This window comes from Burkholderia sp. LS-044, assembly GCF_004803625.1.
GTDB lineage: Bacteria > Pseudomonadota > Gammaproteobacteria > Burkholderiales > Burkholderiaceae > Burkholderia > Burkholderia cepacia.
On the sequence record NZ_SSWO01000004.1, the window covers coordinates 19,648 to 31,728 of the forward strand.

At 62.2% G+C, this 12,081-nt stretch carries 9 protein-coding genes; 4 read left to right on the forward strand and 5 right to left on the reverse strand.

Features of this window, described 5'->3' with window-relative positions:
• Positions 1–29 precede the first annotated feature (29 nt).
• Complete coding sequence (locus E9536_RS11365) at positions 30–869, reverse strand: symmetrical bis(5'-nucleosyl)-tetraphosphatase (RefSeq protein ID WP_136469876.1); 840 nt, start codon at positions 867–869, stop codon at positions 30–32.
• A 340-nt stretch (positions 870–1,209) separates the two neighbouring features.
• On the opposite strand from E9536_RS11365, the gene rfbB reads away from it, so the two are divergent.
• From rfbB to rfbD, 4 genes are read left to right on the forward strand one after another with little or no spacing between them, the layout of a single operon-like run.
• Positions 1,210–2,271 (forward strand): dTDP-glucose 4,6-dehydratase, encoded by a 1,062-nt coding sequence (gene rfbB / locus E9536_RS11370; protein ID WP_060206475.1) that lies wholly within the window; start codon positions 1,210–1,212, stop codon positions 2,269–2,271.
• An 11-nt stretch (positions 2,272–2,282) separates the two neighbouring features.
• Entirely contained in the window at positions 2,283–3,176 is an 894-nt protein-coding gene (gene rfbA, locus E9536_RS11375) for a glucose-1-phosphate thymidylyltransferase RfbA (RefSeq protein ID WP_027788194.1), read from the forward strand.
• A complete protein-coding gene (gene rfbC / locus E9536_RS11380) occupies positions 3,161–3,712 on the forward strand; it encodes a dTDP-4-dehydrorhamnose 3,5-epimerase (protein ID WP_027788193.1) in 552 nt (183 codons plus the stop codon). Before rfbA ends, rfbC begins: the two co-directional genes overlap by 16 nt.
• A 7-nt stretch (positions 3,713–3,719) precedes the next feature.
• Positions 3,720–4,604, forward strand: coding sequence for a dTDP-4-dehydrorhamnose reductase (rfbD, locus tag E9536_RS11385; RefSeq protein ID WP_196589625.1), 885 nt, complete (start codon positions 3,720–3,722; stop codon positions 4,602–4,604).
• A gap of 150 nt (positions 4,605–4,754) precedes the next feature.
• Here the strand turns inward: rfbD and E9536_RS11390 are convergent, their stop codons facing one another.
• From E9536_RS11390 to E9536_RS11405, 4 genes are read right to left on the reverse strand one after another with little or no spacing between them, the layout of a single operon-like run.
• A complete protein-coding gene (locus E9536_RS11390; protein WP_027788191.1) occupies positions 4,755–5,873 on the reverse strand; it encodes a glycosyl transferase in 1,119 nt (372 codons plus the stop codon).
• Positions 5,864–6,964: a UDP-N-acetylglucosamine 2-epimerase (non-hydrolyzing) gene (gene wecB / locus E9536_RS11395; protein ID WP_059695965.1), complete on the reverse strand. Its 1,101-nt coding sequence runs from the start codon at positions 6,962–6,964 to the stop codon at positions 5,864–5,866. Before wecB ends, E9536_RS11390 begins: the two co-directional genes overlap by 10 nt.
• Before the next feature lie 14 nt (positions 6,965–6,978).
• Positions 6,979–10,656: a polysaccharide pyruvyl transferase family protein gene (locus E9536_RS11400; RefSeq protein ID WP_136469877.1), complete on the reverse strand. Its 3,678-nt coding sequence runs from the start codon at positions 10,654–10,656 to the stop codon at positions 6,979–6,981.
• Positions 10,653–11,960, reverse strand: a complete 1,308-nt coding sequence (locus E9536_RS11405) for an ABC transporter ATP-binding protein (RefSeq protein WP_136469878.1) — start codon at positions 11,958–11,960, stop codon at positions 10,653–10,655. The genes E9536_RS11400 and E9536_RS11405 overlap by 4 nt, the downstream gene beginning before the upstream one ends.
• Positions 11,961–12,081: the final 121 nt, after the last annotated feature.

A 12,081-nucleotide genomic window follows, 5' to 3' on the forward strand; every position in this document is an offset into this window, starting at 1 on the left:
CACCTCCGGCCCCGCGAATCAGTCTCTCGTCACTCTCCGCCCGGTGAGCGGCACGCTTCGCACTGCACCTGCGTGACCGTGCGCTGCGCCGGATCGGCCGTCAGCCGGACGGCCGACAGCTGGTTACCCCACACACATCCCGAATCGAGCGCGACGAGATTCTCGCGCAGCATCAGGCCGAGCGCGGCCCAGTGCCCGAACACGACCGTCACGTCCTCCGTGCGGCGCCCCGGTACGTCGAACCACGGCAGGTAGCCGGACGGCGCGCTGTCGGGGCCGCCGTTCGCCTTGAATTCCATCGCGCCGTCGGGCGTGCAGAAGCGCACGCGCGTGAATGCGTTGAACGCGACGCGCATCCGGTCGCGTTTCTTCAGGTTGGGACTCCATTGATTCGGCTCGTTGCCGTACAGCTGCTGCAACGTGTCGCGCCAGTCGGGCGCGCGCAGCGCGCGCTGGAGTTCGTCGGCGAGTTCGAGCACCAGTGTGGTGTCCCATTGCGGCAGCACGCCCGCGTGCACGAGCAACATTCCGTTTTCCGCATGCACGAACGGGCGATGGCGGACCCAGTCGAGCAGCGCGTCGGCGTCGGGGGCGTCGAGGATTTCGCCAATCGTGTCGCCCGGGCGCTCGGTGCGCAGGCCGGCGGAGACCGCAAGCAGGTGGAGGTCGTGATTGCCGAGCACGACGGTCGCGCGCGGGCCGAGGTCGACGAGCGTACGCAGCGCGGCGAGGGAGCCGGGGCCGCGGTTGACGACGTCGCCGGCGATCCAGAGCGGGGTGTCGGCAGGCGGGGACAGCTTGTCGAGCAGCGACTGGAGAGCGGAATGACAGCCCTGGATGTCGCCGATTGCGATGGGGGTGCGGGTCATGAGAGGTAGGTTGTTACAAATCCTGACGCGGGTCGAAAAAGGATGCGATCGCTGCAACTCAACTGCGAGCGTATTCGGGGAATTTTAACGTATTGATTTGAATGAAGATTTTTTCGGGGGAGGGTCCGGGGCGCTGTTTCAAGTTGTTAGCGACGTGGATTTTGACCCAACCCGCTTCTTATAATCGGTGGCCCTTCAACAAAATTAGCATTTCATGGTTTTGAGGGTTACGGTCAGCAGTTAGAATGCCCGCCTTGGGGGGACGTGCACGTCATCGTCGCGTCCGGAGTTCGTGGCGGCTCGCGCTTGAGGCACGCCATGCATGACTAGAGGGAGCCTCATGATTCTGGTGACGGGCGGCGCGGGTTTTATCGGCGCCAATTTCGTAATCGACTGGCTTAGTCAATCCGACGAGGCCGTGCTCAATGTCGATAAATTGACCTATGCAGGCAACCTTCGCACGCTGCAATCGCTGAACGGAAGCCCGAAGCACGTATTCGCCCGCGTGGACATCTGCGACCGCGCGGCACTCGACGCGCTGTTGGCCGAGCACCGGCCGCGCGCGATCCTGCATTTCGCGGCGGAAAGTCACGTCGATCGCTCGATTCACGGTCCGGCCGAGTTCGTTCAGACCAACGTCGTCGGCACCTTCACGCTGCTCGAGGCCGCGCGCCAGTACTGGAGCGCGTTACCCGACGCGGAGCAGGCCGGCTTCCGGTTCCTGCACGTGTCGACCGACGAAGTGTTCGGTTCGCTGTCCGCGACGGATCCGCAGTTCTCTGAAACGACACCGTACGCGCCCAACAGCCCGTACTCGGCGACGAAGGCGGGCTCCGATCACCTGGTGCGTGCGTATCACCATACGTATGGCCTGCCGACGCTCACGACCAACTGCTCGAACAACTACGGCCCGTACCAGTTCCCCGAAAAGCTGATTCCGCTGATGATTGCGAATGCACTCGCGGGCAAGCCGTTGCCGGTCTACGGCGATGGCCAGAACGTGCGCGACTGGCTGTATGTCGGCGATCACTGCAGCGCGATTCGCGAAGTGCTCGCACGCGGCACGCCGGGCGAGACCTACAACGTCGGCGGCTGGAACGAAATGACGAACCTCGACGTCGTGCATACGCTGTGCGATCTGCTCGACGATGCCCGACCCAGGGCACAGGGCACGTATCGCGACCAGATTACGTACGTGAAGGATCGTCCGGGGCACGATCGCCGTTACGCGATCGATGCGCGCAAGCTCGAGCGCGAACTCGGCTGGAAGCCGGCCGAGACGTTCGCAACCGGCCTCGCGAAGACGGTCTCCTGGTATCTCGACAACCAGGCGTGGTCGGACGAGGTGGCTTCGGGCGAATACCGCAAGTGGGTCGAGACCAATTACGCAGCACGCGTTTGACAGGAGAGACGATGGCACGCAAGGGCATCATTCTCGCCGGCGGTTCAGGCACACGGCTCTATCCGATCACGCATGCAGTATCGAAGCAGCTGCTGCCGGTGTACGACAAGCCGATGATCTACTATCCGCTGTCGACGCTGATGATTGCAGGCATCCGGGACGTGCTGATCATCTCGACGCCGCAGGACACTCCGCGCTTCGAGTCGATGCTCGGCGACGGCAGCCAGTGGGGGATGAATATCCGGTATGCGACGCAGCCGTCGCCGGACGGGCTCGCGCAAGCGTTCGTCATCGGCCGGGACTTCGTTGGCAACGAGCCGTCGGCGCTCATCCTCGGCGACAACATTTTCTACGGGCACGATCTCGCGAAGCAGCTCGAGCGGGCCAGCGCGAAGGATACGGGCGCGACCGTATTTGCGTATCACGTTCAGGACCCCGAGCGGTATGGCGTGGTCGAGTTCGACCGCGAATTCCGCGCGATATCGATTGAAGAGAAGCCGGCAAAGCCGCGTTCGAGCTATGCGGTCACGGGGCTGTATTTCTACGACAGGCAGGTTTGCGACATCGCAGCCGACATCAAGCCGTCGGCCCGCGGCGAGCTCGAGATCACCGATGTCAATTCGCGCTACCTGGCGGCGGGCCAGCTCGACGTCGAGCTCATGGGGCGCGGTTATGCGTGGCTCGATACGGGTACGCACGATTCCTTGATCGAGGCGGCGACGTTCATCGCGACGCTGCAGAAGCGTCAGGGGCTCATGGTTGCGTGCCCCGAAGAGATCGCGTACCGCCGCAACTGGATCGACGCGGAGCAGGTGCTGAAACTGGCACAGCCGCTCGCGAAGAACGCCTACGGGCTGTATCTCCGGAACCTACTCACCCATCAGGTCGCATGGCAATCCACGTAACGTCAACGGCACTGCCCGAAGTCAAGCTTATCGAGCCGAAGGTATTCGGAGACGCGCGCGGGTATTTCTACGAGAGCTTCAACGCGCGCGAGTTTGCGGAGCACGTCGCTCCGGGTATCGAGTTCGTGCAGGACAATCACTCGCGGTCCGCAAAAGGCGTGCTGCGCGGGCTGCACTACCAGATCGAACACACGCAGGGCAAGCTGGTGCGCGTGGTTGAGGGCGAGGTGTTCGACGTCGCAGTCGATGTGCGCCGCAGCTCGCCCAATTTCGGCAAGTGGGTCGGCGTGACGCTGTCCGCCGACAACCATCGGCAGCTTTGGGTTCCGCCGGGGTTCGCGCATGGCTTCCTTGTGGTGTCCGAGTCTGCTCAGTTTCTCTACAAGACGACCGATTATTGGTTTCCCGAGCACGAGCGCAGCATTGTCTGGAACGATCCGGACATCGGGATCGCGTGGCCGCTGGATGGCGAGCCGCTGCTGGCCGTCAAGGATGCCGCGGGCATGCGGTTGATGGACGCTGATCTTTTTGAGTGAGGTCGTGATGAATTCCGAGTCGACGATCCTCGTAACCGGTGTCACGGGTCAGGTAGGCTTTGAGCTGCTGCGCTCGCTGCAGGGGCTCGGCCGTGTGGTGGAGTGCGACCGCTCGATGCTCGATCTGTCTGATCTCGACCGGATCCGTGCTGTCGTGCGGGCGTTGCAGCCGGCCTTCATCGTGAATCCGGCTGCCTATACGGCCGTTGACAATGCCGAGGACGACGTCGATGCGGCAAGACGCATAAATGCCGATGTGCCGCGGGTCCTGGCGGAAGAGGCTGCGCGCAGCGGTGCGGTGCTGATTCACTACTCGACCGATTACGTGTTCGACGGAGCCAAGGCGGGCGCGTATACCGAGACCGATGCAGTGAATCCGCTGAACGTGTATGGGACGACCAAGCTTGAGGGCGAGCGTGCGATCGAGAACGCAGGGTGCGCGTACCTGACTTTGCGAACCAGCTGGGTATACGGGCGACGTGGCAGGAATTTCTTGCGCACGATGCTCAAGCTGGGCGCGGAGCGACCCGAATTGCGTGTGGTTGCCGACCAGGTCGGCGCGCCGACCTGGTCGAAAACAATTGCAGCCGCGACTGCGCACATCCTCTCCAAAGGGCTGGCGGCCCATGATGAGGCCTGGTGGCAGGCGCGCTCGGGAACCTATCATCTGAGTGCGGCCGGCGAGACGTCCTGGCACGGTTTCGCCAAGGCGATTCTCGGCATCGCGATGGGGGATGACGCACCCGCTGTGGTGCCGATTTCCGCGAGCGAGTTTCCGGTGCGCGCACGTCGCCCGGCGAATTCGCGCTTGTCCCACGGCAAACTCGCCGAGACGTTCGGTTTGCACCTGCCCGATTGGGAATACGCGCTGGGCCTCTGCATGGCCGACTGAAAGGGATCGCCGGTGGTCGGACCCTTGCATCGCCACGTATTGACCGGGCGCGTCAGGGTAACGGGCAGTCGAGCGGATCCCGTCACCGAGTTTTATCGTCTTGTCAGCCTTGCATGCCGAAGCGAACCGCGATCAGGCAGGGATAGAACACTAGCCGAGAATGCCTGTTGCCGCGAAACGGGCGGCCCAGCTGTTTGCGCTCCGGATCCGCGATACCTCGTCGTGCGTCGTCCGGTATTCGAGTGCCTCGACAACGATTGAAGACAGGTTCTCGGATCCGCTCGAGAGGAATGTACCGGGTTCGTCGCACCGTGTTGCCATTTCTCCGAAGGGGGTCGAGATGACCGGTAATCCGAGCGCTCTGTACTCGTAATACTTGATCGGATCGACACCGTCCGTGAGCGGGTTGCGCAGGAACGGAATCAGGCCGACGTCGAAGTCCGACATCGCGGCGAGAGCGGCGGCGTGTTTCAGCGGCGGAAGAATCTGCACGTTCTCGGGCAGCGCGATTTGCGGGGGATGGAATAACGGCCCGATCAATCGAATCGTGTCCGCGGGGCGGCATTGCGCAAGCGCAGCGAGCCATTGCCAGTCGAACCAAGGCCCCATGGTGCCCAAGTAACCCAGTACATGCGGCCCGGCATGATCCGACGTCTTTTCGCGGAACGCCGGAAGGACGGCTGGATCGAGCCCGTTGTGGACCAGCCTGGCGTCGGGCCGAATACTGCTCCAGCTCGAGCGTAAGCCCGACGACGATACGAAAACCGTGTCGACCTCGCGCGCGACAGCGAGTTCGGTGCGTTTCATCGCCGAGCGCGAAACGCCTCGATAGAACGACGGGAAGTCGTCCATCCTGTCGTAGAGCGACCGGGCGGGACGAGCCGCTCGTAACAAGTCGAGCGCGAGCCCGGACGGCTTCCCGACCGCGAGAAGCGTGTTGCGCTCGGCGCAGAATTGCACGACGCGACGCGTGATGTCACGCCATCCGAATCGATTGATTGCGGTGCCGAGGGGCAGTGGCTCAAGCGGAAGGCTGCGGATGCGGACGACGTCGAGCCAAGGCGGCGCGGCGGTATGCGCGTCGGACTTGCCTTCGCCGGATGGACGGCGCAAGTCTTGAAGCATGGGCAGGCGGGTTGGATACGGATCGATCCAGAGCACACGGCCATGGGTTTCTTGATGAAACCACTCGACGAACTTGTGAGGTCGCTGTGCAAAGCTGCTCCATGGCACCGGCGACAGATAGACGAGTTGTTCGATCACACGCATTGTTCCCGGATGACGTCGAAAATCCGCTGGGCTGCCTTTCCGTCACCGTAGGGCGAGACGCCGCGTGCAACCTTGCCGTATTCGTCGGCGTTGTCGAGCATCAGTTGGACCGCATTGACGATCGTATCGGTTTGAGTGCCGACGAGCCTGACGACACCGGCTTCGACAGCTTCCGGGCGCTCGGTCTCGTCGCGCAACACCAGGACCGGTTTGCCCAGAGCTGGCGCTTCTTCCTGCACGCCGCCCGAGTCGCTGAGGATGAGGTACGAGCGCTGCATGGCAGCGACGAACGGCACATAGTCGAGCGGCGGGCAGAGTCGGATCCGGGCGTGGTGCGACAGCAGTTCGCGCGTCGTACGCTGGACGTGCGGATTGGGATGTACGGGAAACAGCACCTCGATGTCGTCGTTGGCGTCGACAATCTGGCGAATGGCATGGCAGATCCGTTCGAGCGGGGCGCCGAAATTCTCCCGGCGATGCGCGGTGACCAGAATCAGCCGTTTCGTGTCGTCGATATCGACGCCGCAGGACGGATGTGTCCGCAAGACAGTGTGAAGCGCGTCGATGACGGTGTTCCCGGTCACCCAGATCTGGTCGCTGGGGATGTTTTCATGCAAGAGGTTGTCGCGCGAACTCGCTGTCGGCGCGAAATGCAGCCTTGCGAGACGCCCCGCGAAAACGCGGTTCATCTCTTCAGGAAACGGATTGCCGAGATCGCGGGTACGCAGGCCCGCTTCAATATGACCGAACGGTATATGCCGATAGAAGCATGCAAGCGCCGTGGCCATGACCGTCGTGGTGTCGCCTTGTCCCAGTACGAGATCGGGACGCTTGTCCACGAGCACGGCATCGATACCGTCAAGCAGACGCGACGTCAGGCTGGCAAGCCCCTGATTCGGACGCATGATGTCGAGATCGACATCCGGTTTGATATCGAAACAGGTCAGGATCTGGTCGAGCAGATCGCGGTGTTGCGCGGTCGCGAGCACGTGCACCTTGAATCCCGGGTCCGCTCGCAAACGCAGGATGACCGGCGCCATCTTGATGGCCTCCGGTCGCGTACCTACGACGCACAGTATGGTTCTAGACATGCTGTCGCTACGAATCAATCGATGTAGTCCAGATAGAAATGCGAGTAATCGCGCCACTTCTCCTTGAAGTAGTTCGCGTTGCGAAGGAATAGCTTGCGATAGGCCTCGCTGCCGCTGTCGGCGCCGGTCGTTTGATGGGGCTGATGGCGGATTCCGGACAAATCCCGGTAAGTGACCTTCATTCCGAGTGCCTTGACCTGGAAGCACAGGTCCGTATCTTCAAAGCAGGTCGGGTCATAGAAGGTATCGAATCCTTGCGTCGCATCGAACGTGCGCCGACGCATGAAGAAGCCGCTGGTGCCGAGGAAGCCGATGTCGGCACGATAGCCGTTGCGGATTGCCGCCGCGTTCATCGCCCGATTCGGACAATAGTCGGCGATCATGCCGCCGAGATCGGTGCGCGTGGCGTCGAACCAGCCTGCATTCCATCCGATGACACCGACGCTCGCGTCGTTTTCCAGGACGTGCAGCGCTTCCTCGAAACCCGACGCGCCCACAAACCACTGATCGCTGTCGAAGAAGACGATGTACTTGCCCGTGCTGTGCTGAACGCCGAGATTACGTCCCGACGAGCAGCCATTCTCCGGGTTGCGGACCAGCCTGACGTTGGGAAATTCGCGCTCGACGAGTTCTGCACCACCATCGGAACTTGCGTTGTCGACGACAATCACTTCCGCTATGTACGGCGCAGCATGCTGGAGCAGGGTCTGCAGGCAGCGTGCGATGATGCCCGCGTTGTTGTGAATCAGGATAACGACGCTGACGTCGTGCCGGGGCTGCGGCGGGCACAGCTGCTCGACGCGGCCGAGCCAACTGTTGCCCGCAACGAAGATGTCGTCGTTTTGTGTGACGGGTTCTGCCGCAGCGAGTGCGCCGCATTGCGCCGCGAACGACGCAAGGTCCGTGCGAACGTGTAACAGCGGGGTGGCTGTCACGCCAAGTTCCATCGAACACACGACCGGCTTGCGCTGAAGCAGCGCTGCATAAATACCTGCGGTGGAGTCGGCGCTGCGCAGGCTCCGCGCGCCAAGCGGGAAGAACATGAAATCCGCATGGGCGATGTAGGCCGGCACTTCGCTCGTGTGTCGCATGCCAAGCATGACGACGTTGTCCGGCAGGCCCGGCGTCAGTTGCCCATCGGCGATCACGCAGAACGTGACGTTGACGTTGCGCTCCGCGGTTTCCTTGAGCCACTGGTAATCCACCGAGTCGAGTCCGTCGACCGAGTAGAACAGTGCGACGCTGCGGCGCTTGGACGGCATGTCGCCCGGACGGTTGTACTGCTTGTAGACGTCGAAGACCGTATGAACCGCGGCACCGGGCAGCAGCTCGATTTTTTCCCGGGCACGCTGCGGGATGGTGTCTGCAAGTGCCGGCATGCCGACGGTGCATCGATCGGCATCGACGGCGATCGACTCGAGGATGCGCATGGCCTGGCCATCGTGGCTCCAGTCCTGTGCGACGTCGAGGATTGTTTCGAGCCCGCGATTGCGCGCGAACTCGAAAAAGGGTGTGACCCGGGAGTCGGGCACGCCGATGATCAATTTCGCGCTTTCCGATACCTGACCGAAAATGTCCTCGATCTTCGTCGGATCGATATATTCGTGAATCAATCCGGGAATGCGGGGCGTGAGCGGCGCGGGCGTCGATCCCGTATCCGGAGGCGCGACCAGATAGACAACGCGATGGCCCGCGGCGAGCGCCGTCGTGGTCAGTTGTGCGTAGCGATGCCCGGAACCAGCCCAGTCGTACGCGTGAGCGGCGATGACGATGATTTCTTCGCGTTGCAGCTTGGCTGCTGCGCGGAACGAGAGGCGTTGATCTTCCGCAGTCGGACTGCCGCTTGCCACTTCGATGGCGGCCTGCTGGATCTGCTGCTGTGCTTGCTGATACCGGTAATGGCGTCGTGCAGCAGACACGAGCGCGCGTACGCCGCCATTGCGCAGAATATAGGCGGCACGGCTCATGTAGGTGAGAGGGGCGGACATGTACCGGCGAAAAAGCATAGAGGATCCCGAAGTGGAGTGAATTGCGGCTGCGGCCACATTGGGTTGCGGGGGTGCTTCGGACTCGGCGTGACCCTGCTCGAATTGCCGGATCGTTGCCTTGAGGCTTGAAATTTTATCAGCTTGTTCCTCCGCCGCTTTTCGAGCGGAGTCCTTGAGCGTCGTCGTTTGCGCGGCATGCACTTGTGACGCGTGCTTGACGAACGCTTCCGCCGCGAGCAGTTTATGGTTCGCCAGTTCCAATCGGTTCTGAAGCTCGGCGACCTGTTCTTCCTGTTGCGCAAGCTGTGCGTCGCGGAAATGCAGCAAATCCACTGTTTTCCCGAGTTCCGTCTCAAGCTGGCCGACCCGTGCGTCTTTCTCGGCGAGTTGTGAATCGCGGTAGCGCAGCAGGTCGAGCGCCTTCTCGCTCATGCGAGCGGCGCCATTCTTTTGCCAGACGAGCTGCTCGAGCCATGTGCTCATCCAATCCAGCTGCTGGCTGCTCCAGCGGCGCGGGGCTCCGCCCGACGCGGAGCGAACGGCCGCAAAAGCGTGGTCCAGGACGGTTGAATGTACGCACGCCGAAGCGTTTAGCGCATCGAGCTTTTCCTGCGCGATGATCCAGGGTGCGCCATCCGGGTGTGTCAGCCTGCGCACCGCGGCAGTGAAGTCTGCTGCGTCGTCGTTCAGTTGAAGGCGCAGCGACGCCGGAAGGCCCGCCATATCGTGCGCACGCGCCATCTTGACGTCATATTCCAGCGCCGCGACCGGGATCGATTTTCCGAGTGCGAGGATGCTTCCGTGCAGGCGCATCGAGAACGCGGCGTCGCACTCGCCGATAACCGCGAATGCCTCGTCGGGCGTGATCCCGTCGATGATGACACTTTCGATATGGGGCGACACCGCGAGCTTGAGGTGCTCGAGAAAGGATCGATCGGTGAGACGCTCGTGGTCGCCGACGCTCCATTGAAAGCCGAGCCACACGATCGACCAGCTGTCGTCCAGCGCTTCATTCAACGCGGAGACGAGTTTTTCTTCCCAGTTCCGGTTGAACTCCCACGATCGGGCAATGACCGCCAGCTTCTTCTTTGTCCCCAACGGGGCGAGTGTGCCGGAAACGTCGACTTCGGCGGGCGGGCGGCTGACGAATGCCCAGCCCGGATCGGCGCCGACGGGAATGTCCCGACTTACGCCGATATCGTGCAGAAGCGCCTCGGAGTCCGTATCGCGCAGCGAAACGTGATCCACATGCGTGAACACGTCGCGCGTGATGTCGCGGCTGTCCGGGTTGACCAGCGGTCCGACGCCGTGTGCCCAGATGACCGTGCGGACCCCGAACTGCCGAGCCATGTAAAAAATCCGCGCATAGCCCGCGATATCGTTTTGGGTCGGGTCGTAAAGTGCCTCGACGTTGAACGGATGATGATCCTGAAAGATGCCGCCACCGCCGAATACCAGCAGATCGGCGTCGGACAGTGCGCGGCCGACGGCACCGAGATTGAAATAGTCGACGGCGGCGATGCCGTGGGCATGCGTCGTATATTCGGGGTTGATGCTCAGTGCGACGAGCTCGCCGCCGCGCTCCCGAACCTGGCGAGCGAGCAGGCCCAGCAACAATTCGTCGCCGACGTTGGGTGCGCCGTAATAGCCGACCGCGACGACCTTGATGCTGCGCGCTTGCATGGTGTCGTTCTCCGTCATCATTCGAACTCGAATACCGGACACGGCGCGAGCCACCCCGATCCACTGTTGTTTTCCGGAAGCACGTCGATGTGGCCACCATAGGGCAGGCGCGCGTGCCGCTTGTATTCGCCGGAGGCGATATCGCCGACGCCGACCGCCAGCACATAGCGGTTGCCGGAGAAGCTCGCGCGCATCTTCCAGGTGAACTGGTACGTTCCGGCGGACAGGGGCGGCAGCGCAATATTCATGTGCTGGGTGGTCGCGCTCCATAGCACGATATCGTCGATGCTTTTGATCTGAAGTCCGAAGCAAGGCTTCGGGTTCGGCTCGGACACGCTGATCGATACGACGACGCGGAACGCTTCATTGAACGAGAAGGTCGTGCGTTCCTTGCCGTTCGCATCCTCGATCTTCACGTCGAGAATCGACGTCCGGTCCGACATGGCCGTCATGGCATCGCTTACCGCCGAGCTGGCGGGGGAATCGGTGTCGGTGTGCGGTGTCGGCACCTCGATGTCGATCGCGCTCCCGCCTTCTTCGTCGACGAGGTCGTTCGCATAGAGCTTGACCACGTCGCGGCACGGACCGTCCTTTACCAGCCGGCCCCGCTTCAGGTAGATGGCCCGGTCGCAGTACTCGACGAGGGTGTTGGTGGAGTGTGTTACCAGCAGGATCGTGACGCCTTCCTTCTGCATCTTCCGGATCCGCGTCAGGCATTTGGTCTGGAACGCGGTATCGCCGACCGCAAGTGCCTCGTCGACCACCAGGATATCGGGGGAGACGTGAATGGCTACCGCGAATGCGAGCCGGACGTACATGCCCGACGAGTAGGTCTTGACGGGCTGGTCGATGAATTCGCCGATGTCGGCGAACGCTTCGATTTCGTGAAAACGCGCGCGGATTTCTTCCGACGTGATGCCCATGATCCGTGCAGACAGCATCACGTTCTCGCGGCCGCTGAATTCCGGATTGAACCCGGCGCCGAGTTCCAGCAGTGCGGAGATCCGGCCGTTGACCGTGACCGAGCCGTCGCTCGGCGACAGCGTGCCGGCAATGATTTGCAGCAACGTCGACTTTCCGGAACCGTTTCTGCCAATGATTCCGATGGTCTCGCCCCGCCGGACGGGGAAAGAGACGTCGTGCAGCGCCCAGAAATCGCGACCGTATTGCCGGGAATTGCTCCCAGGGAGCTTGATGCGAGTCGCGAGCGAGTGCCGCAGCCGGTCCGCCGGTTTGTCGTAGATACGGAAGCACTTGGAAAGGTGCTCGACGTTGACGAGCAGCTGTTCCGTTTGGCTTGTAGGTTCAGGCTCGCGAGTTTGCATGAGAGGGAGCGAGTTAGCTTTCACGTGTTCAGCGCAGGCGGAAAAAAGACGATCGCACAGTAGGCTCAGGGGTCGGATGCTGACTTGCCTCGCGGCCACCACGGTGGCACGGCGAGGTCAG